The sequence below is a fragment of the Bradyrhizobium sp. LTSP849 genome (assembly GCF_000938255.1).
GTDB lineage: Bacteria > Pseudomonadota > Alphaproteobacteria > Rhizobiales > Xanthobacteraceae > Bradyrhizobium.
Genome location: NZ_JYMR01000052.1, coordinates 220,531 through 246,799, shown reverse-complemented (window position 1 = coordinate 246,799; position 26,269 = coordinate 220,531). Strand labels below are relative to the sequence as shown.

Sequence of the window (26,269 nt, the reverse complement as noted above, 5' to 3'; positions counted from 1 at the left end):
CTTACGACTTCACCGCGCCCGACGTCATGCCGTCGATGAACTGGCGTTGCAGTAGGACGAAGATCACGACGATCGGCAGCACGATGGTGACAGCGGCGGCCAGCATCTCGCCCCAGTCGGTCGAGTACTGGCCGGTCAGATTGTAGAAGCGCACGATCGCCGTGACGTTGCTGTCGTTCTGGAGAAACGTCACCGCGATGACGAACTCATTCCAAGCGTTCAGGCCGACGATGATCGCGACGGTCAGCAGGCCCGGCCGCATCATCGGCAGGATCACGTACCAGAACGTCTGCCACGGCTTTGCGCCATCGACCTGCGCTGCTTCCTCCAGCGCGACGGGAATTGCGAGCGCGTAGGTGCGCAGCAGGAAGATCGCGAAGGGTGAGAACATCGCCGTGTAGATCAGCGCGACCGCCGGAATCGAATTGACCAGGCCCAGCTTCGCGAACATGAAATAGAGCGGGTAAAGGTAGAGCTGCACGGGCACGGTGATCGTGGCCATGAAATAGAAGGTGATGAAGCGCCAGAACTTGCCCTTCTGCCGCGCCAGCACATAGGCGCAGGGCGTGGCGGTGATGCAGACCATCAGGATGGTCAGGCTCGCGACCTCGGCGCTGTGCAGCAGGCTGGGGCCGAGCTGGGCGTTGCGCCAGGCTGAGGAGAAATTCTCCCAGTGCAGTTGCGTCGGCAGCGCCAGCGGGTTGCTGCCGATCTCGACCGTCGTCTTCAGCGCGTTCATCACAGCGAGCACGATCGGCAGCAGGGAGCTGAACGCTGCGACGCCGATCAGCGCGAAGCTGAATGTTCTGCTCCAGCGGTCCCCGATCATGTCGATTGCGCGTCGTCGGTGATCTGGAGCCAGAGATAGACGGCGGTGGCGCATAGGCCGAACAGGCTCATGACGCAGGCCGCCGCCGCGGCCTGGCCGACATCACCCTCGAAGAAGGCGTGACGATAAGCAAACGTCGCCAGCACCTCGCTGCCATAGGCAGGCCCGCCGCGGGTGACGATGAAGATGAACTCGAATACCTGGAACGACCAGATCACGGTCAGGATCAGCATCAAGATCAGCGTCGGGCGGATGCCCGGAATCAGCACGTAGCGGAACAGCGCGAGGAAGCCGGCGCCGTCGAGCCGCGCCGCCTCGATCTGGTCGACGCTGATCTGCCGCATCGCCGACAGGAATACGACCGCAAGAAAGCCCCACCAGTGCCAGATGTCGACGGCCGCGACCGCATAGAGCGAGCGGTCGGGATCGGCGAGGGGATCGGAGATGGAAAAGCCGCGCTCGTTCAGCCAGGCGACGATGCCGGTCGCAGGGCTGAAGATCATGCCCTGGAAGATGCGGCCCGTGACCGCGACCGCGATGATGCGCGGCAGGAAGATGATGGACTGCACGACGATGCGCGCATTCGGTGCCATCAAGAGCGCCGCGGCCATCACCAGCGCGATACAGACCGGTACGGTGAGGAAGATCGCGGTCCAGATGAAATTATTGGTCAGCGCCGACCAGAACACGGGATCAGCGGCCATGTTCTGGAAATTGGCGAGGCCCGCCCAAGCCGGCTTGCCGACACCATCCCACATGAAGAACGCCGCCGTGAATGTCAGCACGGCGGGCACCAGGATGATGCAGATATTGATCAGCAGCGCCGGAAGCGCGAACAGCCACATCTTGGGATCAGGCCGTCCGCGGCGGCAGCGGCGGCACCTTGCCTTCCTTGGCTTCCTGGCTGAACAGCGTCTGCATCCGGGTGAGATAAGCGTCCGGCGTGATCTTGTTGAGCCAGACCTGCTCGATGCCCTCGATCAAATGGGAGTTGGTGGCGCCGGGCCAGAATGTCCAGGTGGTGAAGCCGTATTGGCCTTTGCTGAAGGCCTCGTGCAGATTCGCGATGGTCTTCTCGAACAGGGGATAGCCGATGCCCTGGAGCATGTCCGGCGGCAGGTCCTTGACCGGCAGCGCCCATTTTCCCGGCCAGTCGCGGTTCATGGTCTCGTAGAATTTGCGCGTCAGCATGAACTCGAACACGGCGGCGGCGCCTTCCGCATTCTGCGAGGTCTTCGCGATCGACAGCGTCGCGCCGCAGGCCAGATGCACCAACGAGCCCGTGAAGGCCGAGCCGAGGCTCGGCGTCGGCATCACGTCCATGACCGTGTCGGGCTTCGACATGCCGTAGGATTTGGTGCCGAACGACCAGGTGCCGTTCAGCGCCATCGCCGCCTTGCCGTTCACGACCTGAAGAAAACTCTGCTCGATCGTGAGCGAGAAGTAGTTCTTGCCGAAATAGCCCTTGTTGAACCAGGCCTTTGACAGCTCGACGGCCTCGACGAAGGGCGGCGCGGTCCAGGGCAGTTCGCCCGAAAGCGCCTTGCGCACGTTGTCGGGGCCGGCGACGTTGTTGAGGAACACCGTCATCAGCCACTCGTTGACGCCCTTCCAGTCGGCATTGCCGGCGCCGAAGGGGATGATGCCCTTGGCGAGCGCGGCGTCGGCGATCTCCTCCATCTCCTGCCGATTGGTCGGCTGCTTCCAGCCGTTCTGCTTGAACAGCTCCTTGTTGTAGAACAGGTGCATGGACTCGTAGTCGCGCGGCAGCGCATAGAGCTTGCCGCCGTAGACGCTGGTGTTGAGCAGCGGCGCGAGGAAGCGTTCCTTCCATTTGTACTTCTCAGCGAAATCGTCGAGCGGCAGCACCTGGCCCGCATTGGCGATCGCGGTGAGATAGGCGGGGCCGGCGGTCTGGACGATGTCCGGACCATTACCTGCGACCAGCGCGACCTTCAGGAGATTGTTGACGGCGGCGCCCTTCACTTCCATTTGCAGCAGATATTTGTCCTGCGAGGCGTTGAAAGCCTCGACCAGATCGTTGCGCAGCGCGGCCTGGCCGTCTGAATTCGCCTGGCCGAACCAGAAGGTGACGACCTTGCGTTCCTCGGCGCGAGCGCCTCGCGGCAGGTTAGCTGCAAGCGCGGCAGCGGGAATGGCAGCAACAAGCTGGCGTCGGGTCATGGTCATGGCGATGAACCTCGGTTTCCTCAGATCACGTCTATTGTTGATTTTGCTTTAGTAATACGTATAACTAAGCGAAATGGCGACGTCAACAACGAGGACAGGGCGGGTGAAGGGGCGCGACAAAGCGGCGCCAGCCCGTCCCACGCAGAAGGATATTGCGCTTGCGGCCGGCGTTTCGCAGGCCGCGGTGTCGCTCGTCCTGAACAAGTCCGAGACGCCGTCCGTTCCGCCGGCGACGCGCACGCGGATCCTCGAGGTCGCCGAGGGGCTCGGCTACCGGCCGAACCATCCGGCGCGGATGCTGCGCAGCGCGCGGACCATGACCTTGGCTTGCGTCATCCCTGACATCACCAACCCGTTCTACCCGGGGCTCGTGCGCGGATTGCAGACGATCGCAGCGCCTGCCGGTTATGACGTGCTCATCTTCGATACCGACGGGCGGCCTGAGCGCGAGGCGCGCGCCATCGATTGGCTGCTCCAGGGCCGTGCCGACGGCGTCGTCGCGACGTTCTTTCATCTGCGCGTGCCGCAGCTTGCCGTGCTCGCGCGAAAAGGCATTCCGCTGGTGCGGCTGGAAAGCCGGCACAAGCCGGACGGGCCGCTCGCGATCGACAGCGTCTATATCGACAACGCCGAGGCGGCTGCCGAGATGACGCGGCTCCTGATCGCGCGCGGGCATCGGCGCATTGCCATGATCCAGGCCGAGTTCGGCCCGAGCCAGCGCCGCGCGCAGGGTTACGGCGCCGTGATGCGGGAGGCCGGGCTTACGCCTGATTTCATCACAGACAGCGCCTATTCCGAGGAATCCGGCGCGCGCGCCATGACGCGGCTGCTCGAACGCAAGGGCGATCGCCCGACCGCCGTGTTCGGCGCCAGCGACGTGCTGGCGCTCGGCGCGATGGAGGCGGCCCGTAATGCCGGGCTCTCGATCCCGAACGACATTGCAATCGCCGGCTTCGACGACATTCCGGTCGCAAAGTTGCTCGGGCTCACCACCGTGCGGCAGCCGGAGTTCGATCTCGGTGCGCTTGCGGCCGAGACGCTGGTCAGGCGGTTGCAGCCTGGCGGGCTTGCGACGCCAGGCAGGAGCCATGAGCTGAAATTCGAGATCATGACACGCTCGTCGGTCTGACGCGCGGCCAAAGAAGTAGATATGGGAGTGAACTCGTGACGGCTATTCCTCATGACTACGCAGAGCGCGTTTATGCCGGCGTGCTCGGCAAGCTGATCGGCGTCTATCTGGGCCGGCCCTTCGAGGGTTGGACCTATGAGCGCATCATGAAGGAGCTCGGTCCGATCAATTATTACGTCAACGAGCGCCGCGACGTGGCGCTGCGCTCGCATCATCTCGTCGTCACCGACGACGACGTCTCCGGCACCTTTGCATTTCCCCGCGCGCTCGCCGACAATGGTTGTCCGAAGCGACTGACGTCAAAACAGGTCGGGCAAGCCTGGCTGAACTACATCATCGAGGAGCGCGCCATCCTGTGGTGGGGGGGCATCGGCAATTCCACTGAGCATACGGCCTATCTCCGGCTGAAGTCCGGCATTCCTGCGCCGCAGAGCGGCTCGATCGCGCTGAACGGCACGACCGTGGCCGAGCAGATCGGCGCGCAGATCTTCATCGACGGCTGGGCGATGGTGAGTCCGGGCAATCCCGAGCAGGCCGCCTATCTCGCCGAGCAGGCTGGGCGGGTCAGCCATGACGGCGAGTCCGTGCATGCCGCAAAGCTGCTCGCGGCAATGGAGGCGCAGGCCTTCGTCGAGCGCGACGTCCAGAAGCTGATCGATGTCGGCCTCGGCTTTGTGCCGAAGGACGCGCTGATCCGGCGCGTCGTCAACGACGTCCGCGAGTGGCACGCCGGCGACAACGGCAATGACTGGGAGCGCACCCGCGCGCTGATCGCCGGGCGCTACGGTTACGATAAATTTCCCGGCAATTGCCATGTCGTGCCCAACCACGCGCTGATCATCCTGGCGACGCTTTATGGCGAGAAGAGTTTCCAGGAAGCGATGCGGATCGCCAACACGGCTGGCTGGGACACCGATTGTAACGCCGGCAATGTCGGTTGCCTGTTCGGCATCCGCACTGGCCTTGCCGGCCTCGATGCCGGACCGGATTTCCGCAAGCCGATTGCCGATCGCATGTACATCTCGACCGCCGACGGCGGTGCTGCGATTACCGATGCCGTGATCGAAACGCAGTCGCTGGTCGCTGCGGGCCTTGCGCTTGCGGGCGCTCCGGCGCTCGCGGTTGCCAAGGACGGTGCGCGTTTCAATTTCAACTTTCCCGGCAGCTTGCAGGGCTTCCATGCGAAGGGCGGATCTCCGGCGCGGCTGCACGAGGTCGAGCTCAGCAACGTCGCCGGCCACAGTCGTACCGGCGAACGCAGCCTCGCGATCGACTTCCGCCGCCTCGCGCCCGGACGCGTGGCGCGTGTTGCGAGCCCCACCTTCTTCGACAAGGAGGTGTTCTCGATGCCGACTTATCAGCTTGTGTCCTGCCCGACCCTGTATTCGGGGCAGCGGGTCGAGTGCCGGCTGGAGTCGGACACGGACAGCGGCGCGGTGGCGGTGCGGTTGTTCGCCAGCGTCTATGACGAGCACGATGAGCTGGTTCAGATCTATGGCGATGCGCAGGAGCTCACCGGAGGCTGCCAGGCCGTGCTGAGCTGGCGGGTGCCGGAGACGAATGCCTATCCGGTCTTCGAGATCGGCGTCGAGATCGAGACGCGCGATCCTCTCGGCGCCGATGGCACGCTTTATCTCGATTACCTGACCTGGGGCGGCGCGCCGGACACCGTGCTGAAGCGGCCGGACGCCAATCTGAGCACGATGTGGAAGCACGCCTGGGTCAACAATGTCAGCCAGTTCCAGACGCGATGGGAAGGCCTGCGCGTCACCAATGGCGACGGGCTCGGCTTCATCGCGCAGGGCTCGCGCGACTGGAAAGACTATCGCGTGACGACGGAGATCATGCCGCTGCTGGCGAATGCCTGGGGACTCGCCGCGCGCGTGCAGGGACGCGAGCGCTACTACGCGCTGATGTTCGATCGCACCGAGGGCGGCCGCGTCCGCCTGGTGAAGCGCCTGCATGACGAGATCGTTCTCGCCAGCGAGCCTTTTGATTGGCAGCTCGACCGGAAATATCGGATTGAGCTGCGCGTGGCTGGAAGCGACATCGAAGCGCATGTCGATGGCAAAAGGCTGTTCAGCGTTCAGGATACGGGTGGGCTGCCGTTGACCGGCGGCGCGGTCGCGCTCGTCGTCGACAGCGGCTCGATCTCCGCGGAAGAGGTGAGGGTGTCGCCGCTCTAGGCGCGCCTCACTCCGCGGCGATCGTCATCCCGTATCCCAGCCGCTTCGAGATGCCGGCGGCGCAGTCGCGCAGGGCATGCGCGATCGGGCTGTCCCAGCGGGCATCGAACGTGCCCTCCGGTCCCATCGCGGTGATCACCAGCGCGACATGGCCGGAATGGTCGAACACGGGTGCGGAGAACGCGTTGACGCCGGGGAGGGGGTCGCCGAGCGCGCGCGCAAGCCCATGCTTGCAGACCTCGACAAGCATCTCGGCGACCTTTGCGCCCTTCACCGGCCGCTTCGGATTGTAGCCGACACCATGACGATCGAGGCCGCTTTCGAGCGCGGCGTTGATCGTCTTCTCCGGCAGGAACGCCGCAAATGCGCGGCCAGTTGCGGTCTCCAGCAGCGCCATCACCGAGCCGGCGCGCATCACGATGTGAACCGCCTGGCCCGGCTCCTCCAGCTGCACCACGGTCGGACCGTGCGTGCCCCAGACCGCGAGCGAGACCGCATGACCGATCTGCACCGCGAGCGCGGCGATCTTCGGCCGCGCGATCCGCACGCCAGAGAGGCGTCGCAAGCTGATCAGGCCGAGCTCGAGCGCCAGCGCGCCAATCTCATAGTGACCGGTAACCTCGTCCTGCTCGATCAACCCGATGCGGGAGAAGCTGGCGAGATAAGGATGCGCCTTGGCCGGCGTCATGCCGGCCTCGCGTGCGAGATCACGCAGCATCATCGGCTCACCGCATCTCGCGAGCGCGCGGAGCAATTCTCCGCCGACCTCGATCGACTGGATGCCGCGGCTTTCTCTCTTCATGCGCCTCCTGTGCGCTTCGCTTACGCCGCGTTGCGCTTGGCGGCGCTGTCGGCGAGATGACGGCCGGCAATGTAGCCGAAGGTCAACGCCGGCCCAAGGGTGATGCCGGCGCCGGGATAATTGCCGCCCATGATGCTCGCCATGTCGTTGCCGGCGGCATAGAGCCCGGGAATCACCCGGCCTTCGGCGTCCAGCGCCCGCGCATTCTCGTCGGTGACGATGCCGGCATAGGTGCCGAGATCGCCGATCACCATCTTGATGGCGTAGAACGGGCCGTTCTTGATCGGCGCGATACAGGGATTGGGGCCATGCATGGCGTCGCCCTGATAGCGGTTATAGGCTTTTGAACCCTTGCCGAAAGCGGCATCGTGTCCCAGCGGCGCGGTCGCATTGAACTGCTTGACGGTCTCGGTGAACGCGTTGGTATCGATGCCGGCCTTCGCCGCCAGCGCCTCCAGCGTGTCGCCGCGCAGGAGATAGCCGGTATCGAGATGATGCCCCAGCGGCATCGGGAACGGCGGCACGCAGCCGAGGCCATATTTGCGCAGCGTCTGATGATCGCAGACGAGATAGGCCGCGATCTCCTCTCCGGGCTTGGCCGCCTTGACCATGGCCTGGACGAAGTCGTGATAGGAATTGCCCTCATTGGCAAAGCGCTTGCCGTCGCGCATCACCGCGATCACGCTGGGTTTGGCGCGGTCGATGAAATGCGGCATCACGCCCTTTGAACCGTCCTTGCGCGTGGTCAGCGACACCGGCACCCAGGCGGCCGCATTCGGCAGGCGGCCCTCGACATGGCCGCCGGCGGATTCGGCGAGGCGGAGGCCGTCGCCGGTATTGCCGGTGGGGCCGGGCGAATAGTGCTCGTTGCCGGTCGGCGCGTGCGGAAACATTTTTTGGCGCCGGGCGACGTCATGCGGGAAGCCGCCGCAGGCGAGCACGACGCCTTGCCGCGCGCGGACTCGCACATCGCGTCCCTCGCGGGTGACGATGGCACCGGTCACTGCGCCGTTCTCGACAGTCAGCTCGCGCACGGGCGAGGACAGCCACATCGGAATCTTGAGATCGAGCGCGGATTTGGCGAGGCGCCCCGCCAGCGCATTGCCGTTGGTCAAGGTCATGCCGCGGCCGTAGCGCAGCACGTCCATCAGGTGGCGCGACAGGCGCTTGGCGACATAGGCCGCCGACGTCAGCGACTTCGTCACGCGCATGAAATGGATGATCTCCTTGCCGGAGCCTAACATCATGCCGAACACGGTGAGTTCGGGAAGGGGCATGCCGAGCGTCTTGATGAGATCGCCGAGCTCGCGGCCGTCGAACGGGCGCGTCACCATGGAGCGGCCGCCCTGCGCGCCGCCGGGTGCCTCGGCGTGATAGTCGGGAAACACCAGCGGCATGTCGAAGCGCAGCGCTGTCTTGCTGGTAAAAAAGTCCACCGCCTCGGGACCGGCGCTCAGGAAAGCATCGACCCGCGCGGCATCAAAATTGTTGCCGGCTTCGTGCCGCAGATAAGTGCGGGCCTGCTCCGGCGTCTCCGCGATGCCATAGGCCTGCGCCAGCGATGTCCCGGGGATCCAGAGCCAACCGCCGGAGCGGGCGGTAGTGCCGCCGAAGCGCGGTTCCTTCTCGACGATCAGCACGTCGAGGCCGCGATAACGTGCAGTGATCGCCGCGGACATACCGGAGCAGCCCGATCCGGCCACGAGCACATCGCACTCGTAAGTCTCAACTGCGTTGCGCTCGTTGCCGGTCATGGAGATCTCACTTCTTCAGCAGCGGACATTTGGATTCGGAGACCGGACGGAAGGCGTCCTCGCCCTTCACGGTCTTGATGATCTCCAGATAGTCCCAGGGCTCCTTGGACTGCTCGGGTGACTTCACTTTGGCGAGATACATGTCGCGGATGACGCGGCCGTCCTCGCGCAACTTGCCGCCGTGCACGAAGACATCCTCGATCGGCAGCTCGCGCATCTTGGCCATCACTTGCGCCGGATCGTCGGTGCCTGCCGCCTTGATGGCCTTGAGATAATGCAGCACCGAGCCGTAGACGCCGGTCTGGATCATGGTCGGCATCACCTTGGTGCGCTCGTAGAATTTCTTCGACCAGGCGCGGGTGGCCTCGTCCATGTTCCAGTACGACGCCGTGGTCATGTAGGTGCCCTGTGCGGCCTTCAGGCCGACCGCATGCACGTCGGTGTCGAACATCAGAAGGCCGACGAGCTTCTGGCCGCCTTGCACCAGGCCGAACTCGCCGGACTGCTTGATGGCGTTGTCGGTGTCCTGGCCGGCATTGGCGAAGGCGACCACGTCGGCCTTGGAACTCTGCGCCTGGAGCGCAAAGGACGAGAAGTCCGCGGTGTTGGTCGGGTGCTTCACACTGCCCAAGACCTTGCCACCCATCTCGTTGATGAAGCGCGTCGCGTCCTTCTCGAGCTGCTGGCCGAAGGCGTAGTCGGCGGTGATGAAGTACCAGGATTTTCCGCCTTCCTTGATCACGGCCGACGCTGTCACCTTCGACAGCGCGTAGGTGTCGTAGGTGAAGTGCACGGTGTTCGGACTGCATAGCTCGTCGGTCAGCGAACTCGCACCGGGGCCGGAGAGCAGCGCGATCTTGTTGCGCTCGCGCACCATGTTATGCACGGCGATCGCGATGCCGGAATTGGGGATGTCGGCGACGGCGTCGACCTTGCCATTGTCGAACCAGCCGCGCACGATCTGCACGCCGACGTCGGTCTTCATCTGGTGGTCGGCGCTGATGATCTCGATCGGCTTGCCGAGCACGGTCGGGCCGAATTCCTCCACCGCCATCTTGGCCGCCTCGACGGAGCCGGGGCCGCTGTTGTCACGCCCCCAGCTCGACAGATCCGTCAGCACTCCGATTCTCACCACGTCGTCTGAGACTTGCGCGCTCGCAACTGTGGTGATGGCAGCCGATGTCATGGCCGCGAGCATGGCGCAGGCCAAAAACCCTCTCATCGTCGTTCCCTCGCTTTTATGGGTCGCTTGGCGCGGCCGGTTATGAGTTGGCGGCAAGTTAAATATTGGCGAATGAATTTGTCAATGGCGAAATTAGCTACGTCGTCGTCCTGACGTTCGCCAGGACGACTAGACGTCGGCACCGTGACAGGTTGCAACCATTCCTCCGATTATTCATGATGCCGGCCGGAAAGTTTGGGGCATGGAATGACGGCAGCAACGGGGGTCTCGGGCGCGACGGAGCGATCGACGACAGCGCATGTGGTGTGGGCAGCCGCGCTCGGCACCGCGATCGAATGGTACGATTTTCTGATCTACGGCACGGCGGCAGCGCTCGTGCTCAACAAGCTGTTCTTCCCGAGCTTCGATCCCTTTGTCGGCACGCTCGCGGCATTCTCGACCTACGCGGTCGGCTTCGTGGCGCGCCCGATCGGCGGCGCCATCATCGGGCATTATGGCGACCGGCTCGGGCGCAAGACAATGCTGGTCGCGACCATGATCGCGATGGGGCTCGGCACTTTCCTGATCGGCTGCCTGCCGACCTACAGCCAGATCGGTGTCTGGGCGCCGATCTTCCTTATCGTCCTGCGCTTCATCCAGGGCATCGGGCTCGGCGGCGAATGGAGCGGCGCTGTGGTCATGGTGGCCGAACATGCGGGCAACCGCCGAGGCTTTTACGGCAGCCTGGTGCAGATCGGCTTTCCCGTCGGCGTTGCCGCGTCCACTGGAATCTTCGGCTTGATGACGCAGCTGCCTGAAGCCGATTTCCTGAGCTGGGGCTGGCGCGTGCCGTTCCTGATCAGCATCCTGCTCGTCGGTGTCGGCTTCATGGTGCGGCTCAAGCTGGCCGAGACGCCGCACTTCAAGGAAGTCGTCGAACGCAAGGAAGTGCTGGCGCAGCCGGTATGGGAAGTGATCCGCCGCGATTGGCGCAGCTTTCTGCTGGCCATCGGCATCACGGTGTCGGAGGTCGGGCTTGCCTATCTCCTCACCGTCTTCACCGTGGTCTACGCCACGACAAAGCTCGGCCTGCCGCGCCAGGTGATCCTCGATGCGGTGGTCTATGCCGCGATCGTTGAGTTCGCGACGCTGCCGCTGGCCGGCTGGCTGTCGGACATTTTTGGCCGCAAGGCGCTGTATCTCGCCGGCGGTGTGTTTTCAGTCGCGCTGGCGTTTCCGCTGTTCTGGTTCCTCAACACCAGGGAGCCGGCGCTGATCACGCTCGCGCTCGTCGTCACGATGACGCTGACGCATGCGTTGCTGTTCGGGCCGAAGGCGGCCTTCATGCCGGAGCTGTTCCGCACCCAGGTGCGTTACAGCGGCGCGTCACTTGGCGCCAATGTCGCGGCTGCGCTGAGTGGCGGCTTCTCGCCGCTGATCGCGACCGCGCTGCTCGCCTGGGCCGACTCTTACTGGCCGGTGTCGCTCTACATCATTGGGCTCTCGATCATCACGATCATCGCCACGCTGATGGCGCCGGAGACGGCGCGCGATACGCTGAGGTCTTGAGAGCGCTACCGGCAGGCCGGATTGGCCGCGTCCGGAAACACCAGGAAGGTGATGGTCTTAGGCGCAAGCCGGATCGTTCCCGTGGGTGCTGCGCGGGGATCGAGCCGAGGCAGTTCGTCACCGGTACTCAGCGCGAGCGTCTTGCCGTTCAACTGCACGGTCGCGCCTTGCAGCCGCGCTGCGTGCAGCGTGTACCGTTCGGCGGAGTGTGGCAGCGTCAGGGTCGATGACGCGCGCCGCGACGCGTTGATCGCGAGCACGGACACCGCGCCCCGCATGCCCGGATGGCAATGCGCGTAGAGATGGAGATAGGGTGCGGCGACCATGTTCGCGTCGAGCACGATCGTTCCCATCAGCCGATGCCAGAGCAGCGCAGCCCAGTAGTTCGGCCGTGGCCGGAACGTCCCCTCGTCGAGCAGTCCGTAGTCGCTTGCCGCGAGCGTGTTGTGCATCACCACCTGCACGCCGGCCCTCGCCAGCCGCCCGAGCTGATCGAGATAGCGGAACGTGTCGAGAAAGGTCTTGTCCCAACGGTTGCCACCGCAGGCGGCGTCCGCCGTTTCCGTCAGCCAGATCGGCTTGCCTGGCTCGAATGCGTCACGCAGGGCGCGATAGCTCGCGAGCGTCGCATCGGTGCGGGCAAGCCATTGTTCGGAGAGCGCCAGCGCCGGATCATCGCGGCCGCCGCAGCGCGGCGAGAGCGTGTTGTAGTGATGATAGGAGAAGCGATCGGTCCCGGGGCCGGATGCGGCGAGCAGATCGCGCGTGGTGATGCCCGACCCGGATGGCGACGGCACGTCGCCGATTGAACCCGGACCGACGATCAGCGTCTCGGGCGTGGCGCGCCGCATCCATTCGCGAAAAATCCTGAAGTCGCGGCCATAAGCTTTCGCATCATATCTAGGCGGTGCACCGTTCGTCGCGGCGAGTGTTGGCTCGTTCATGAATTCCACCGCCGTGATGCGGCCACCCAGCGAACGCGTCGTGTCGACCAAGTTCTGCGCCTGATCCGGCTTCCACACGCCGTCCGCATCACGGCTGCCGGGACTGATCGCGAAGGAGGTGACGATTTCTGCATCGACCGCGCGCGCAAAATCGATGACGCCACGCCATTGATCGCGGCTGAGCACGGAGTCGAATCCCGGCGGTGGCTTGCCCGGCGCACTGTCCGTGTCGGCAACGAACGTCGCATTGGCCCAGGTGCCGCTCACGCGTACATACGCCGGCGACAAGGCGGCGGCGAGCCTGCGCAGGCGCGCATTGGCTAGATCGATCGGCAGTCTCGCGCTGTAACGATCCCGCTCATCGAGCGCGCGCATCGTTCGCGGATACGGTTTCCAGAACCGCCCGCCGGTCACCTCCACCATCTCGATGTTGTAGGATTGAAAGCGCGCATCGATCGTGCCGATCGCCTTCAGCTCCGTTGGCGCGATGGACACATCGCCGGCGTGTACCGCGCACAAGCTTGCGGCAGCGAGCAGTGCGATTGTCGTCGCGCCTGCTGCGCGAACGAGCCCGCGCGATCGAAGCCGTCGCCTTGTATGCACGTCCTGGCGCCTTCTTATGCGCGCTGCCAAAAGCAAATGCAGCGGTCCGATCCATTAGCCGCGTTTATACGGCAGATTTTTACTTCCAATTTTACTTCGCGAAATCCCGCCCATAGCCTCACACGCAACTGATCACATCCGCAGCCGATCAATGGCGATCGGAACGAGCGCTTATTGTAACCAACGAGGGTTGCCATGCTTGACAAGGACAAGGGGAAATCCACTGCCAATCCGGCGGGGGCGAGCGACAAGTCTGCGAAAAAGCTGAGCCGGCGCATGCTGTTGAAGGGGGCTGCGGCAGTTGCCGGCGCAGCCGCAGGGTCGGACGCGATCCGTGGATTCCCGACCATCTGGGCGCAGGAGATCAAGGACATCGAGCTGCGCCATGTCGGCGTCTCCTATTCGGTGGTGAAGGCAATCGGCGACCAAGCGGCCAAGGATCTCGGCTTCAAGGTCACGATGCAGAACCTCGACACCTCCGCCGCCATCAATCGCTTCATAAGCCAGCCTAATACGGTCGATATCGCCGATCTCGAGGGCTGGCAGGCCAAGCTCGCTGCCAAGCGCAGCGTGATCCAGGGCATCGAGGTCAAGAAGATCAAGGAGTTCGACAATATCCTGCCGATCTTCACCAAGGGCGAGATCGACGGCCACAAGATCCCGCGCCAGGGCATCTCGCCCTATGAGGCCATGTACATCTCCAAGCCCGACTCGACCGATCTGCACGACGGCGTCACCGAATGGGCAACATTCCTGCCGCAAGTCTACAACGCCGACTCCATCGGCTATCGGCCCGACCTCGTCGGTCATGAAGTCACCGAATGGAAGGATCTGATCGATCCCAAGTTTAAGGGCAAGGCCGCGATCCTCGATGTGCCCGCGATCGGCATCATGGACGCCGCGCTCTGCTTCGAAAGCGCCGGCCTGATCAAGTACGGCAACAAGGGCAACATGACCAAGGAGGAGATCGACTTCACCTGCAACAAGCTGATCGAGCTGAAAAAGGAGGGCCAGTTCCGCGCGACTTGGACCACCTTCGACCAGTCGGTTCAGCTGATGGCGGCGGGTGAGGTTGTCATCCAGTCGATGTGGTCGCCTGCGGTCGCGGCGGTGCGCGTGAAGGAAATCCCCTGCGTCTACGCGCCGGTCAATGTCAAGAACGGCAAGGAAGGCTATCGTGGCTGGTGCAACGGCATGGGCCTGATGAAGCACCTTTCCGGCAAGAAGCTCGACGCCGCCTACGAATACCTCAACTGGTATCTCTCGGGCTGGCAGGGCGGCTTCGTCGGTCGCTACGGCTATTACAGTCCGGTGCCGTCGACGGCGAAGAAGTTCCTGACCGCTGCTGAATGGGACTTCTGGTACGACGGCAAGCCGGCCCCGGAAGTCATCAACGATCCCTACGGCGTGGCGATGGAGAAGGCCGGCACCAAGCGCGACGGTGGCTCGTTCCTCGACCGCGTCAAGAATATCTCGTGCTGGAACACGCTGATGGACGAAGCGGCCTACATGAACAAGCGCTGGAACGACTTCAAGGTGGCGTGAAACCTGCTTTGCCTGACGTAAGGACGAGCCGGCGCGGTGACGCGCCGGCGAAAGAGATCGACTTCGAGGCGTTTGCCGACATGCAGCCCAGTCAAACTCCGCCACACGCCAATCTCGCCGGCTGGCTCTATGTCTCGCCGCTGGTGCTGGTGCTCGTGCCGTTCTTCGTAGCGCCGATCCTGGTCGTGCTGGCTGCGAGCTTCTTTGCGACCGACGGCTTTGGCGGGCTGACGCCCGACTTCACGCTGGCGAGCTACATCGACGTGCTTCATTCAGCGCTGACGTTGAAGCTGTATCTGGCGACCATCAAGTTCACGGTGCTGACCTGGATCTTCACGCTCATCATCGGCTTCTTCGTAGCGTATTTCCTGGTCTTTCACGTTCGCAATCAGCTTTTGGCGATCGGCCTGTTCCTGCTCTGCACCGTGCCGTTCTGGACTTCGAACATCATCCGGATGATTTCCTGGATTCCGCTGCTCGGCAAGGAAGGCCTGATCAACCAGGCGCTGCTGGCGATGGGCGTGATCCGCCAGCCGCTGGAGGTGTTGCTGTTCTCCGACCTCGCAGTGGTCATCGCCTATGTCCACCAGCTGACGATCTTCATGATCGTGCCGATCTTCAATTCCATGGCGCGGATCGACAAGAAGCTGATCGAGGCCGCGATCGACGCTGGCGCCAGCCGTTTCGACATCATGCGTCTGATCGTGGTGCCGATGTGCAAGAGCGGCATCGCGCTCGGCACCATTTTCGTGGTCTCGATCGTGATGGGCGACTTCTTTGTAGTCAAAGTAATGTCCGGCGGCGGCTCGGCCTCGGTGGTCAGTGCCTTCTACGAGGACGTCGGCGTGCTGCAATATCCGACCGCCGCGGCCAGTGCCGTGCTGCTGACGCTGGTACTGGTCGCAATCGTCTCGCTGATCCTGCGCACCGTCGATATCCGGCAGGAGATCACGCGATGAGCGCGGTCTTGGCCGATATGCGCGAGACGGTTGCGCCCGCGACGACCAAGGCGATCGCACCGAGCAAGGGCGGGCGGCCCTGGACGTTCTACGTGCTGGCGGCGTTGTTTGCGCTTTACGTGATCGCACTCTATGGCCCGATGTTCTGCATCTACATCCTGTCGTTCCAGGACATCCGCGGCGGCCTCGTATTTCCGATGAAGGGCCAATCGCTGCACTGGTTCGTCGATCTCTTCACCCAGGTGCGGACCGGGGACGTCAAGGGCTCGTTCGACCGCTCGATCAAGCTTGCTGTCATCGTCACCATCATCACGGTGGTGGTCTCGTTCCTCGCAGGCCTCAGCTTCCGCAAACGGTTTCGCGGCGACACCGTGGTGTTCTATATGATGATCGGCAGCCTGGTTGCACCCGGCCTCGTGCTTGGTCTCGGTACGGGACTTCTGTTTCAGGCGCTGGGGCTGAATGCGAGCTGGTACACCTCGGCGCTCGGTGCGCAGCTGTCGTGGACGCTGCCGTTCGGCGTGCTGGTGATGTTCGCGGTGATGTCGCGCTTCAACCATGTCTGGGAGGAGGCGGCCTATGATCTAGGCGCCAGCCGATGGCAGTCGATCTGGCTGGTGATGATCCCGGTACTGGCGCCCGGCCTCGTCGCGGTCGCGCTGTTCGGCTTCACGCTATCCTATGACGAATTCGCGCGCAGCCTCCAGACCGCCGGTTCGCTCAATACGCTGCCGCTCGAAATCTGGAGCATGACGCTGAACGTTACCTCGCCCTCACTCTACGCGCTCGGCACGGTAACGACCATCGTCTCCTTCATCGTCATCGGGGCGAGCCTGGGCAGCATCGTGCTGATCCAGAAAAAGCGCGGCAGCGGGGCGAAGGGTTGAGTTGGGAATGAAGAGCGATCGCGGCGATATCGAACTGGCGGGCGTCTGCAAGAGTTTTGACGGCGCGACCTACGTGGTCGACGGCGTCAATCTCAGGATTGCCGACGGCGCCTATTGCTGCTTCATCGGTCCTTCCGGCTGCGGCAAGACCACGATTTTGCGCATGATCGCCGGCCATGAGGACCCCACCGCGGGCGAGATCGTGATCGGAGGGCAGAATGTCGTCGGACTGGCGCCGGTGCAGCGCCGTACCGCCATGATGTTCCAATCCTATGCGCTATTCCCGCATCTCACCGTGCGCGACAACATCGCCTTTGCACTGCGCGTGCGCGGCATGTCCAAGGCCGATCGGCTGCGCGCCGCAGACGCCATGATCGAGAAGGTGCGGTTGACGCAATTCGCCGATCGCCTGCCGGCCCAGCTTTCCGGCGGCCAGCAGCAGCGCGTGGCGCTGGCGCGCGCCGCGATCACCGAGCCGCGGGTGCTTTTGCTCGATGAGCCCTTGTCGGCGCTCGACGAGCAGCTTCGGGTGCAGATGCGCCAGGAGTTGCGGCGAATGCAGCGGGAGCTCGGTATCACCTTCATCCACGTCACCCACACCCAGCTTGAGGCGATCGCGCTCGCGGATCTCGTCGTGGTGATGGAGCAGGGCAAGATCAAGCAGGCGGGGGCGGCGCGTGACGTCTACGCCCATCCGCACGATCGCTATGTTGCCGAGTTCATGGGCGGCCAGAACGTGCTCTCGGGGCGGGTCGAAAAGGTCAACGGTGCGAGCTTTACGCTCGGACAGGCGGCGCCCTCCGGCATCGAGGTATCGCTTCAGGCGCGCCCGACCGTCAGCATCGGCGACAAGGTCGATATCGCCGTCCGCCGCGACGATGTCGCGCTGGTCCGGCCGGGCAGGGAGTTGCCGCCGGGCTGCACCACGTCGCTGCCGAGCCGGGTGCTCGCGATCGAATATCAAGGCTATTTCGTCAAGGTCATGCTCGACACCGTGCCGGAAGACGAGTTCGTCGCCTACGTGCCGGAAAAGACCTTCTTCGCAGATCCCTTCACCGTCGGCGATGTCGTGATGGCCACATGGGCCACCGGCAGCGCGTTGCCACTCGCCTAAGACCCGTCGCGCACAGGAGTATGACCGTGCAGATATCCTTCACACTCAACGGCCGGCCAACCACCGTGGACGTCGAACCGGCGACGCTCGTCGCCGAGCTCCTGCGCGAACAGCTCAACCTCACCGGCACCCATATCGGCTGCGACACCAGCCAGTGCGGCGCCTGCGTGGTGCACCTTAATGGGCTTCCGGTGAAAAGCTGCACGCTGCTGGCACCCGCGCTCGACGGCGCGGCGCTGCTGACCATCGAGGGTCTACAAGGCGCGCCGGGCTCGAACGAGATGCATCCGATGCAAGAATCCTTCCGCGAGCATCACGGCCTGCAGTGCGGCTTCTGTACGCCCGGCATGTTGATGACCGCGGTGGCGCTTGCAGCGGAGAAGCCGAACCTGACGGAGGCCGACGTCCGTCACGGCCTTGAAGGCAATATCTGCCGCTGCACCGGTTATCAGAACATCGTCGTCTCAGTGATGGCCGGCGCCGCCGCCATGAACGCCGCCAAGGGAGAGTGACCATGGGCAATGTGATCGGGATCGGCGCCTCACCGAAGCGCAAGGAGGACCAGCGCTTCCTCACCGGACGCGGTAATTACGTCTCCGATATCAAGCGCCCAGGCATGACGGCAGGCGTGTTCGTTCGCTCGCCACATGGCCACGCGATCCTGCGCGGTATCGACAAGGCCGCAGCGCTCACTGCGCCTGGAGTCATCGCTGTGCTGACGGGCGAGGATGTCGCGGCCGACAAGCTGGGCTCGCTGCCCTGTGGCTGGGGCATCTCGGACGCCAAGGGCGTGCCGATGAAGGAGCCGCCATTCCCGATGCTTGCGCAAGGCAAGGTCCGCTTCGTCGGCGACATGGTTGCCTTCGTGATCGCGGAAACGCCGGAGCAGGCCAACGCGGCAGCCGAGCTGCTGACGGTCGATTACGAGGTGTTGCCCTCCGTGGTCGGCGTGCTCGAAGCGGTGCGGCCGGGCGCGCCGCAATTGTTCGACGACGTGCCGAATAACATCTGCTGCGACTGGGAGCTCGGCGACAAAGCCGCGGTCGAGACCGCGTTCCGCAAGGCCGCGCATGTCGCAAAGCTGAGCCTCGTCAACAACCGCCTGATCGGCAACCCGATGGAGCCGCGCGCGGCGATCGCGGAATATGAGCCGGGAACCGATCGCTTCACGTTGTGGACCACCAGCCAGTTTCCGCACGTCGTGCGCTTCCTGATGGGTGCACTGGTGCTGAACATCCCGCAGCACAAGCTGCGCGTGGTCGCGCCCGATGTCGGCGGCGGTTTTGGCGTGAAGCAGTTCCATTACGGCGAAGAGGCCGTGATCACCTGGGCCGCCAAGCGGGTGATGCGGCCGATCAAATGGGTGGCGAGCCGCTCGGAAGGCTACGTCTCCGATCGCCACGGCCGCGATCATGTCACTGAAGCCGAACTCGCGCTCGACGAGACCGGAAAATTTCTCGCGTTCCGCGTCAACACGCTCGCGAATATGGGCGGCTATCTCTCGACCTTCGGGCCCAACATCCCGACCAACCTCTATGGCCCGCTGCTCGGCGGCGTCTACATGACGCCCGCGATCTATTGCAATGTGAAAGTGGTCTTCACCAACACCGTTCCGGTCGACGCCTATCGCGGCGCGGGCCGGCCGGAGGCGACCTTCGTGCTGGAGCGCATGGTCGATGTCGCCGCCAGTGAGATGGGTATCGATCGCGTCGAGATCCGCCGGCGCAATATGATCCCGAAGGAGGCTTATCCGTATCAGACGCCGGTGCTGGTGCAGTACGATTCAGGCGATCCGATGGGATGCCTCGACGGTGCATTGGTGGCGGCCGACGTGAAGAGCTTCGGCATCCGCAAGGCGGCTTCGGCCAGCAAGGGAAAGTTCCGCGGGCTCGGTTACTCGACCTATGTCGAAGCCTGCGGCCTCGCGCCGTCGCGCTTCGCAGGGAGGCTGGGCGCGCGCGGCGGCCTATACGAGAGCGCCACGGTGCGCGTGCATCCGACCGGCCAGGTGACGGTCATGATCGGTACGCACAATCACGGCCAGGGCCACGAGACAACGTTCGCACAGATCGTGTCGGAAAAACTCGGCGTGTCCTTTGAGGATGTCGACATCGTGTTCGGCGACACCGACCGCGTGCAGTTCGGCATGGGTACCTATGGTTCGCGTTCGCTGGTGGTCGGCGGCGCGGCGCTGTCGAAGGCGACGGACAAGGTGGTCGCAAAGGGCAGGAAGATCGCGGCCCATCTGCTCGAGGCTGCCGAAGTCGACATTCAGTTCGAGGCGGGCCAATTCTCCGTCGCGGGCACGGATCGCATGAAGACGTTCGAGGAGATCGCGGGCGCCGCCTACGTGCCGCATAATTATCCGCTCGAAGTGCTGGAGCCGGGGTTGGAGGAGCAGGCCTATTACGATCCGATCAACTTCACTTATCCCGGCGGTTGCCACATCGCGGAGGTCGAAGTCGATCCGGAGACCGGCACGGTGACGCTGGTGAACTACACCGCGGTCGACGACGTCGGCACGGTCATCAACCCGATGATCGTCGAGGGACAGTTGCATGGTGGCATCGTGCAGGGCGTGGGCCAGGCGCTGTTCGAGAACGCGGTCTATGACGAGGGCTCCGGCCAGCTGCTGTCGGGCTCGCTGATGGACTACTGCATGCCGCGCGCCGATCACATGCCGATGATGAAGGTCTCGACCCATTCGACGCTGTGCACGCACACGCCGATGGGCGTGAAGGGCTGCGGCGAAGTCGGCACCATCGGCTCGCCGGCCGCCGTCATCAATGCGGTGGTCGACGCGCTGTCGCATCTCGGTGTCACCCATGTCGACATGCCGGCGACGCCGAACCGGATCTGGCGGTTGCTTCAGAATGCGTCGCTGCCGGTCGCCGCAGAATAGGGAGGACAACAATGAAACCGTTTGCCTATCATCAGCCGAACCAGATTCCTGACGCGGCAAAGCTCCTGGTCTCGATCGAGGACAGCAAGTTGGTCGCCGGCGGCATGACGCTGATCCCGACGCTGAAGCAGCGGCTGGCCAGTCCAGTCGCGCTGGTCGATCTTTCCAAGCTCGGAAACCTGAAGGGTATCACCGATGACGGTGCGACCATCACCATCGGTGCAATGAAGCCGCATGCGGTGGTGGCCGCTTCAAAGTTGGTGCAGGCAAAAATCCCCGGGCTCGCCGCGCTGGCGTCGATGATCGGCGATCCGGCCGTGCGTAACCGTGGTACGATCGGCGGCTCGGTCGCGAACAACGATCCGGCGGCCGATTATCCCGCCGGCGTGCTTGGCCTGGGCGCGACCATCGTCACCAGCACGCGCGAGATCGTGGCCGACAAGTTCTTCCTCGGTCTGTTCGAGACCGCGCTTGAACCGGGAGAGATCATCACCGCGATCCGCTTTCCCGTGCCGATCAAGGCCGGCTACGCAAAATTCAAGGCGCCGGCGTCGCGCTATGCGCTGGTCGGTGTGTTCGTCGCGCAGTTTGCCGATGGTGTTCGCGTGGCGGTGACCGGAGCAGGCTCCGGTGTGTTCCGGGTGCCGCCGATGGAGGCGGCGCTGTGGCAAAATTTCGATCCGTCCGCGATCGCTGCGATCAAGATCGACACCGACGGCCTCACCTCCGATATCCACGCCGAAGCCGATTACCGTGCGCATCTCGTCACGGTCATGGCCAAGCGCGCCGTCGACGCGGCGCTCAGCTAGCTCTTTAGGGTTGATGATGACTGATGGTTCCGGCCGAACGGCCTTTCCGCCGGCGCCGACTGGCCTTGGCGCGCTTTCTGCAACCGAGATCATGGCCGGCTACCGGCGCAAGGCGTTTACTCCGCGCGATGTCGTCGACGACACCATCGCCGCGCTCGAGGCGACGCATGAGGCCTGCAACGCGGTGGTGACGCCGATGTACGGGCAGGCGAGGGCGGATGCCGACCGTCTCACCAAAGAGATGCACGCGGGCGAAGCCAGGGGACCTCTCGCCGGCGTACCGGTCACGATCAAGGATCTCGTCTTCGTCGCGGGCGTGCCGGCCTATGCCGGCTCGCCGATGAACAGGACATTCGTTCCCGAGGTCGACGCTGCGGTGGTGTCGGCGCTGAAGGCCTCCGGCGCGATCATCACCTGCAAGACGACGACCTGCGAGTCCGGCTACAAGCTCACGGCCGATAGCCCCGTCACCGGCACCACGCGAAACCCATGGAATCCCGGTCGCACCAGTGGCGGGTCGAGCGGCGGCGCGGCGGCGGGCGTTGCCGCCGGCTGCGGACCGATCGCGATCGGCACCGACGGCGTCGGCTCGATCCGCGTGCCCTCGTCGTTCTGCGGCGTGTTCGGGCTCAAGCCGACCTTCGGTCTGGTGCCGCGCTCGCCTGGCTTCTCGCCACCATCCTGGGCCTCGCTCGCGCATACCGGCCCGATCACGCGCACGGTTGCGGACGCGGCGCTGACGCTCGAGATCATCGCTGCTTACGATCTGCGCGATCCCGCGAGCCTGCCGGTGTCGCCGCGACGCTTCGACACCAACGCCGCCCCGTTGAACGGCATTCGCATCGGCGCCAGCGCCGATCTCGGCTACGCCGCGATCAGCCCCGACGTGCGTGCTGCATTCAACAAGGCGCTGGCTATTCTCGATTCCTGCGGCGCGCAGGTCACCTTGGACGGCCCGGGCCTCGATCCCGGCATTTTGGAGCACACGCTGAAGCCGATCGCCTTCGCCGAGCAGGCGGCGGCGGTCGCAAGCAAGACTACGGCTGATCTTGCAAGCTCTGAGTCTGATTATCGCGATGTCGTCAGCGCTGGCCGCCGCTACAGCGGTACAGACTATATCGAAGCCGGCTACCGGCGCGGCCAGGCGCGCAACGCCTTCGTGAAATTGTTCGAGCGGGTCGATGCGCTGGTGACGCCGACGGTTGCGGTCACCGCGTTCGAGGCCGGTCAGATCGGCGTCGACAAGATCGACGGCAGCAAGGTTGATCCGCATCTCGGCTGGTCGCCCTTCACCTGGCCGATCAATCTCGCCGGTCTTCCGGCGGCGACGCTGCCCTGCGGCTTCGACCGTGACGGAATGCCGATCGGCCTTCAGATCGTCGCGCCCTGGCTCGACGAGCCCACGATCTTCCGTATCGCCGCTGCGTTCGAAGCGGCGCAGCCCTGGGCAAAATTCTGGCCGTCGCTGGCGCTGCGCGAAAACACCGTCCGCGCGAAGATATGAAGCTCAGGACAGCTCGATCGGAATGCCCCTGCCGCTGAGCTCTTCGTCCAAGCGCAGATAGTGCGCGAGGTAGTCGTGCAGCGCGGTGGCCGCCTTCGAGGTGGCGCCGCTCGACTTGTAGAGCAGGAGCTCGATCTTCGGCAGCGGCGGTAGTCCCTCATTCGGCCCGATCTCGCGCATCGCCGGCACCAGCGCGCTGCGGCCAAGCACGGTGACGGCCATGCCGGCAAAGGCTGCGGCCTGGAGGCCGCCGACACTTTCGCTGACGCAGGCGATGCGCCAGCGCAGGCTAGCGCGCTCCAGCGTATCGATCGCATAGTCGCGATAGATGTTGCCCGGCGGCAGCAACGCCAGCGGGATCGGACGTTCCTGATGCGCCGAGGACTGTTCGCCGGTCATCCAGACCAATTGCTCGCGCCGTACCACCTGGCCGCCGGTGAAATCATTCATGCGGGTGACGAGCGCGATGTCGACGTCGCCGCGTTTGACCAGGCCGACCAGCGGCGTCGACAGCGCGCAGTTGAGCTGAACCTGCACACGCGGAAACGATTTTCGGAACACGCTGAGGATCGAGGGCAGCATGAAGGCCGCATAGAGGTCGGGCGTGCCGAGCACCACCTGGCCCTCGATCTCCTGCGACGCCAGCTGCGAAATCAGCTCGTCATGCAACCGCAGGATGGATTTGGCGTAGGTGAGAACCGTGGTGCCGTCGTCGGTCAGCATCAGCCTTCGGCCGGCATGCTCGAACAATTGCTTGCCGGTGAGCTCCTCCAGCCGCTGCAATTGCAGGGTGATCGCCGGCTGGGTACGGCCCAGTCGTCGCGCGGTCTCGGTGATGCTGCCGGTCTCGACCACCGAGATCAGCGATCGGAGCATGCGGATGTCGAGACTGATGAGGTTCATGCGGCGTCCATGTCGCCCAGAATTTATGCAAGTTCCGTGCTAACGCCGGTCGGCGCAGACGTCACCTCGCCCGTGGCGTCGCGCCGGCGGACTTTCCTCCCGGCCGGCCCTTGCGCGCCGCGTTCCAGAAAGTCTCGGCCGCGCGGGTCATGCGGGCGCGCGTGCGGAACAGCGAGACGCTGATCGGGATATCCCATTCCCCGCCACCCGCACGCAGCAGACGGCCGCTGTCGAGATCGGCGCGGACGAGGCTCATCGGCGCCCATGTCACGCCGCGCCCTTCGCGCGCCATATCGATCAGCAACATGACCGGTGCGGCGAAGCCCGGAACGAGCCAGGCCGCCGGATCCTTGACCGCCAGGAATGACGTGACAAGTCGCCCCACGCCCGAGCCCGGGTGGTAGGCGAGATAGGGCAGCGGCGCACCTGATGCGCCGGGGAGGGCGTAGCGAGGCTGTACCTTCTTGCTGCGCCGGCCGCGCGTGGGACGCGTCGACGGTGCGCTGATCGGGATCAGCACGTCGGTTGCGAGATCGACGCGCTGAAAGCGGTCCATGTCGAGCCGGCTCACCAGTGACGGATGATAATGCGCCAGCATGAAATGCGCCTGCGCGTCGAGAAGCAGCTTCTCACAACCGGCGAAATTCGAGGCGACGAGCTGAACGGCCGCGCCGGCGCGTGCGCCGTCCGAGTTACGGATCCATTCCGCAAAGAAAGTCTGCGACAGCGAATGCGTGGCCGCGAAGGTGATAGTCTCGGCCTTCAGCCGCGCCACTTCGAGAGCTTCCTCCCGTCCGACCAGGATCCGGCGCAGCACGTCCTCCGCGACGGGGCGAAAACTTTCGCCGGCGGCCGTGAGTGTGATCGTATGGGTCGAACGTTCAAACAGCGGCGTTCCCAGCCACTCCTCGAGCGACCTGATGCGGCGGCTCAGCGCCGGCTGGGTCACGTGCCGTCGCTCGGCGGCGCGGGAGAACCCGCCCTCCTCGGCGATGGCAATGAAATCCTCCAGCCAGACCAGATCCATAATAACGTTTTGTCCTCAAATCATACCGATACGGCATTAGCGCCCGGGACGCCGCTGGTCCAATGTAAATGATATCGCAAGACAAGAACAAAGCGCCATCCATGGCGCGACGATGCCGTTGGAGGAAAGCAAATTGCAGGTCGCCGCACCGCCGCTGTCTCAGCCACTCCCGAGCCCGATGTCCGAACGCCGCCGCAAGCCGCTCTGGCGCGAGCAGTATGTCCTCGTGGTCGCCGGTGCCGCGCTCGGTGCGCTGTTCGGTTTCCTGCTTCCGACCGTCGCGGTCGAGTTCAAGCCGCTCGGCGATGTCTTCATCTCGCTGATCAAGATGACGATCGCGCCGCTGATTTTCCTGGTCGTGGTCACCGGCATCGCGCAGGTCGGCGACATGAAGGCAGTGGGCCGCATCGGGCTCAAGGCCTTCGCCTATTTCGAGGTGGTGACGACGATCTGCCTGCTGATCAGCTTCGTCGTGGTGCGTTGGGTCCAGCCCGGCGCGGGCGTTGCCCATGCCACCGCACAGCAGGCCGAGGCTGTCGCGCGCTATTCGCAGGCCCATGTCGGATCGCTGTCGGCCTACATCCAGCACATGGTCCCCGAAAGCTTCGTCGGCGCGTTTGCGAGCGGCGACGTGCTCCAGGTGCTCGTACTGGCGCTGCTGTGCGGCATCGGCATGTTGCTGCTCGGCGAAAAAGCCGCGCCGTTGCGGACGGGGATGGAGCGGGTCACCGAGCTTGTATTCAGCGTCGTCCATGTCGTGGTGGCGCTGGCGCCGATCGGTGCCTTCGGTGCCATGGCCTTCACGGTCGCGAAATTCGGTGCGGCCACGCTCTACGCATTGGCGCTTTTGGTCGGCACCGCCTGGGCGATGATGGCGTTCTTCATCTTCGTCATTCTCGGCACGATCTGCCGCTTGGTCGGCATCCGCCTGATGGACCTGTTGCGTCTGTTGCGGACCGAGCTGCTGGTCGTGCTCGGCACCTCTTCGTCCGAGACCGCGATCCCCGGCATGATGGAGAAGCTGCCGAAGGCCGGCGTAGGACGCGCGGTCGCCGGCCTCGTCATTCCGTCCGGGTATTCCTTCAATCTCGACGGCGTCGCGCTGACGCTGCCGCTCTCGACCATCTTTGTCGCCCAGGTCTACGGCATCGAGCTCACCGCTATGCAGCAGTTGAGCCTGTTCGTGGTGATGCTGTTCACCAGCAAGGGCGCGGCCGGCGTCACCGGCGGCGCGTTTGCCGCGCTCGCCGTGACCGTGATCGCCGCCGGGCTGCCGGCGGAGGGCCTGGCGCTGCTGCTCGGCATCGATCGCTTCATGTCGATGGCGCGCGCCATCACCAACACCATCGGCAACGCGGTCGCTTCGATCGTGGTCGCCAAATGGGACGGCGAATTCAACCGGGAGGACTGGGCCCAGTCCGCCGCTCAAATCCAGGCAATGAAGTAAGGAT

The 26,269-nt window shown here is 64.3% G+C and carries 21 protein-coding genes; 12 read left to right on the top strand and 9 right to left on the bottom strand.

What is annotated here, in order from left to right; genetic code table 11:
* Position 1 precedes the first annotated feature (1 nt).
* From UB31_RS31895 to UB31_RS31885, 3 genes are read right to left on the bottom strand one after another with little or no spacing between them, the layout of a single operon-like run.
* Positions 2 to 829 (bottom strand): carbohydrate ABC transporter permease, encoded by an 828-nt coding sequence (locus tag UB31_RS31895; RefSeq protein WP_082078697.1) that lies wholly within the window; start codon positions 827 to 829, stop codon positions 2 to 4.
* On the bottom strand, positions 826 to 1,674 hold the full coding sequence (locus tag UB31_RS31890) for a carbohydrate ABC transporter permease (protein ID WP_045013688.1): 849 nt from the start codon (positions 1,672 to 1,674) through the stop codon (positions 826 to 828). The genes UB31_RS31895 and UB31_RS31890 overlap by 4 nt, the downstream gene beginning before the upstream one ends.
* Positions 1,675 to 1,681: 7 nt before the next feature.
* Positions 1,682 to 3,019, bottom strand: coding sequence for an ABC transporter substrate-binding protein (locus UB31_RS31885; protein WP_045013687.1), 1,338 nt, complete (start codon positions 3,017 to 3,019; stop codon positions 1,682 to 1,684).
* 103 nt (positions 3,020 to 3,122) lie between these two features.
* Between UB31_RS31885 and UB31_RS31880 the strand changes: the two genes are divergently transcribed.
* Positions 3,123 to 4,148: a LacI family DNA-binding transcriptional regulator gene (locus tag UB31_RS31880; RefSeq protein ID WP_050044892.1), complete on the top strand. Its 1,026-nt coding sequence runs from the start codon at positions 3,123 to 3,125 to the stop codon at positions 4,146 to 4,148.
* 35 nt (positions 4,149 to 4,183) lie between these two features.
* Positions 4,184 to 6,334, top strand: coding sequence for an ADP-ribosylglycohydrolase family protein (locus UB31_RS31875; RefSeq protein ID WP_045013685.1), 2,151 nt, complete (start codon positions 4,184 to 4,186; stop codon positions 6,332 to 6,334).
* 7 nt (positions 6,335 to 6,341) lie between these two features.
* Here UB31_RS31875 and UB31_RS31870 read toward each other — a convergent pair whose 3' ends face one another.
* From UB31_RS31870 to UB31_RS31860, 3 genes are read right to left on the bottom strand one after another with little or no spacing between them, the layout of a single operon-like run.
* Positions 6,342 to 7,136 carry an IclR family transcriptional regulator gene (locus tag UB31_RS31870; protein ID WP_045013684.1) on the bottom strand — a complete coding sequence of 265 codons (795 nt, stop codon included), beginning with the start codon at positions 7,134 to 7,136 and terminating at the stop codon, positions 6,342 to 6,344.
* Between the two features lie 20 nt (positions 7,137 to 7,156).
* Positions 7,157 to 8,890: an FAD-dependent oxidoreductase gene (locus UB31_RS31865; RefSeq protein ID WP_045013683.1), complete on the bottom strand. Its 1,734-nt coding sequence runs from the start codon at positions 8,888 to 8,890 to the stop codon at positions 7,157 to 7,159.
* A 7-nt stretch (positions 8,891 to 8,897) separates the two neighbouring features.
* Positions 8,898 to 10,112: an ABC transporter substrate-binding protein gene (locus tag UB31_RS31860; protein WP_045013682.1), complete on the bottom strand. Its 1,215-nt coding sequence runs from the start codon at positions 10,110 to 10,112 to the stop codon at positions 8,898 to 8,900.
* Between the two features lie 207 nt (positions 10,113 to 10,319).
* Here UB31_RS31860 and UB31_RS31855 point away from each other — a divergent pair, with 207 nt between their 5' ends.
* A complete protein-coding gene (locus UB31_RS31855) occupies positions 10,320 to 11,621 on the top strand; it encodes an MFS transporter (protein WP_045013681.1) in 1,302 nt (433 codons plus the stop codon).
* Positions 11,622 to 11,626: 5 nt separating this feature from the next.
* Here the strand turns inward: UB31_RS31855 and UB31_RS31850 are convergent, their stop codons facing one another.
* On the bottom strand, positions 11,627 to 13,060 hold the full coding sequence (locus tag UB31_RS31850; RefSeq protein WP_245306103.1) for a glycosyl hydrolase family 79 N-terminal domain-containing protein: 1,434 nt from the start codon (positions 13,058 to 13,060) through the stop codon (positions 11,627 to 11,629).
* A 303-nt stretch (positions 13,061 to 13,363) separates the two neighbouring features.
* Here UB31_RS31850 and UB31_RS31845 point away from each other — a divergent pair, with 303 nt between their 5' ends.
* The 8 genes from UB31_RS31845 (at position 13,364) to UB31_RS31810 (ending at position 22,888) form a co-directional block, all read left to right on the top strand.
* Positions 13,364 to 14,713 carry an ABC transporter substrate-binding protein gene (locus tag UB31_RS31845; RefSeq protein WP_045013680.1) on the top strand — a complete coding sequence of 450 codons (1,350 nt, stop codon included), beginning with the start codon at positions 13,364 to 13,366 and terminating at the stop codon, positions 14,711 to 14,713.
* Positions 14,714 to 14,793: 80 nt separating this feature from the next.
* Entirely contained in the window at positions 14,794 to 15,672 is an 879-nt protein-coding gene (locus tag UB31_RS31840; RefSeq protein ID WP_045013926.1) for an ABC transporter permease, read from the top strand.
* Positions 15,669 to 16,559 carry an ABC transporter permease gene (locus UB31_RS31835; RefSeq protein ID WP_045013679.1) on the top strand — a complete coding sequence of 297 codons (891 nt, stop codon included), beginning with the start codon at positions 15,669 to 15,671 and terminating at the stop codon, positions 16,557 to 16,559. The genes UB31_RS31840 and UB31_RS31835 overlap by 4 nt, the downstream gene beginning before the upstream one ends.
* A 7-nt stretch (positions 16,560 to 16,566) precedes the next feature.
* Entirely contained in the window at positions 16,567 to 17,673 is a 1,107-nt protein-coding gene (locus tag UB31_RS31830; RefSeq protein WP_045013678.1) for an ABC transporter ATP-binding protein, read from the top strand.
* A 20-nt stretch (positions 17,674 to 17,693) separates the two neighbouring features.
* Positions 17,694 to 18,185, top strand: coding sequence for a (2Fe-2S)-binding protein (locus UB31_RS31825; protein WP_197090876.1), 492 nt, complete (start codon positions 17,694 to 17,696; stop codon positions 18,183 to 18,185).
* A gap of 2 nt (positions 18,186 to 18,187) precedes the next feature.
* A complete protein-coding gene (locus UB31_RS31820) occupies positions 18,188 to 20,575 on the top strand; it encodes a xanthine dehydrogenase family protein molybdopterin-binding subunit (protein WP_045013677.1) in 2,388 nt (795 codons plus the stop codon).
* A gap of 11 nt (positions 20,576 to 20,586) precedes the next feature.
* Positions 20,587 to 21,384: an FAD binding domain-containing protein gene (locus UB31_RS31815; RefSeq protein WP_045013676.1), complete on the top strand. Its 798-nt coding sequence runs from the start codon at positions 20,587 to 20,589 to the stop codon at positions 21,382 to 21,384.
* 16 nt (positions 21,385 to 21,400) lie between these two features.
* The gene (locus UB31_RS31810; RefSeq protein WP_045013675.1) at positions 21,401 to 22,888 is read left to right on the top strand and encodes an amidase; all 1,488 of its coding nucleotides are present in this window, start codon (positions 21,401 to 21,403) and stop codon (positions 22,886 to 22,888) included.
* Positions 22,889 to 22,891: 3 nt separating this feature from the next.
* On the opposite strand, the gene UB31_RS31805 is transcribed toward UB31_RS31810, so the two are convergent.
* Positions 22,892 to 23,791, bottom strand: coding sequence for a LysR substrate-binding domain-containing protein (locus tag UB31_RS31805; RefSeq protein WP_045013674.1), 900 nt, complete (start codon positions 23,789 to 23,791; stop codon positions 22,892 to 22,894).
* A 61-nt stretch (positions 23,792 to 23,852) separates the two neighbouring features.
* Positions 23,853 to 24,818, bottom strand: a complete 966-nt coding sequence (locus UB31_RS31800) for a LysR family transcriptional regulator (protein ID WP_045002000.1) — start codon at positions 24,816 to 24,818, stop codon at positions 23,853 to 23,855.
* A gap of 133 nt (positions 24,819 to 24,951) precedes the next feature.
* Between UB31_RS31800 and UB31_RS31795 the strand changes: the two genes are divergently transcribed.
* On the top strand, positions 24,952 to 26,265 hold the full coding sequence (locus UB31_RS31795) for a cation:dicarboxylate symporter family transporter (protein ID WP_045013924.1): 1,314 nt from the start codon (positions 24,952 to 24,954) through the stop codon (positions 26,263 to 26,265).
* Positions 26,266 to 26,269: the final 4 nt, after the last annotated feature.

Excerpts from the sequence above, each read along its gene's own strand:
- UB31_RS31885 (WP_045013687.1), bottom strand. The coding sequence starts at position 3,019 with ATGACCATGACCCGACGCCAGCTTGTTGCTGCCATTCCCGCTGCCGCG.
- UB31_RS31845 (WP_045013680.1), top strand. The coding sequence starts at position 13,364 with ATGCTTGACAAGGACAAGGGGAAATCCACTGCCAATCCGGCGGGGGCG.
- UB31_RS31830 (WP_045013678.1), top strand. The coding sequence starts at position 16,567 with ATGAAGAGCGATCGCGGCGATATCGAACTGGCGGGCGTCTGCAAGAGT.
- UB31_RS31855 (WP_045013681.1), top strand. The coding sequence starts at position 10,320 with ATGACGGCAGCAACGGGGGTCTCGGGCGCGACGGAGCGATCGACGACA.
- UB31_RS31835 (WP_045013679.1), top strand. The coding sequence starts at position 15,669 with ATGAGCGCGGTCTTGGCCGATATGCGCGAGACGGTTGCGCCCGCGACG.
- UB31_RS31860 (WP_045013682.1), bottom strand. The coding sequence starts at position 10,112 with ATGAGAGGGTTTTTGGCCTGCGCCATGCTCGCGGCCATGACATCGGCT.
- UB31_RS31805 (WP_045013674.1), bottom strand. The coding sequence starts at position 23,791 with ATGAACCTCATCAGTCTCGACATCCGCATGCTCCGATCGCTGATCTCG.
- UB31_RS31890 (WP_045013688.1), bottom strand. The coding sequence starts at position 1,674 with ATGTGGCTGTTCGCGCTTCCGGCGCTGCTGATCAATATCTGCATCATC.
- UB31_RS31825 (WP_197090876.1), top strand. The coding sequence starts at position 17,694 with ATGACCGTGCAGATATCCTTCACACTCAACGGCCGGCCAACCACCGTG.
- UB31_RS31865 (WP_045013683.1), bottom strand. The coding sequence starts at position 8,890 with ATGACCGGCAACGAGCGCAACGCAGTTGAGACTTACGAGTGCGATGTG.
- UB31_RS31820 (WP_045013677.1), top strand. The coding sequence starts at position 18,188 with ATGGGCAATGTGATCGGGATCGGCGCCTCACCGAAGCGCAAGGAGGAC.
- UB31_RS31815 (WP_045013676.1), top strand. The coding sequence starts at position 20,587 with ATGAAACCGTTTGCCTATCATCAGCCGAACCAGATTCCTGACGCGGCA.
- UB31_RS31840 (WP_045013926.1), top strand. The coding sequence starts at position 14,794 with ATGCAGCCCAGTCAAACTCCGCCACACGCCAATCTCGCCGGCTGGCTC.
- UB31_RS31800 (WP_045002000.1), bottom strand. The coding sequence starts at position 24,818 with ATGGATCTGGTCTGGCTGGAGGATTTCATTGCCATCGCCGAGGAGGGC.
- UB31_RS31870 (WP_045013684.1), bottom strand. The coding sequence starts at position 7,136 with ATGAAGAGAGAAAGCCGCGGCATCCAGTCGATCGAGGTCGGCGGAGAA.
- UB31_RS31895 (WP_082078697.1), bottom strand. The coding sequence starts at position 829 with ATGATCGGGGACCGCTGGAGCAGAACATTCAGCTTCGCGCTGATCGGC.
- UB31_RS31810 (WP_045013675.1), top strand. The coding sequence starts at position 21,401 with ATGACTGATGGTTCCGGCCGAACGGCCTTTCCGCCGGCGCCGACTGGC.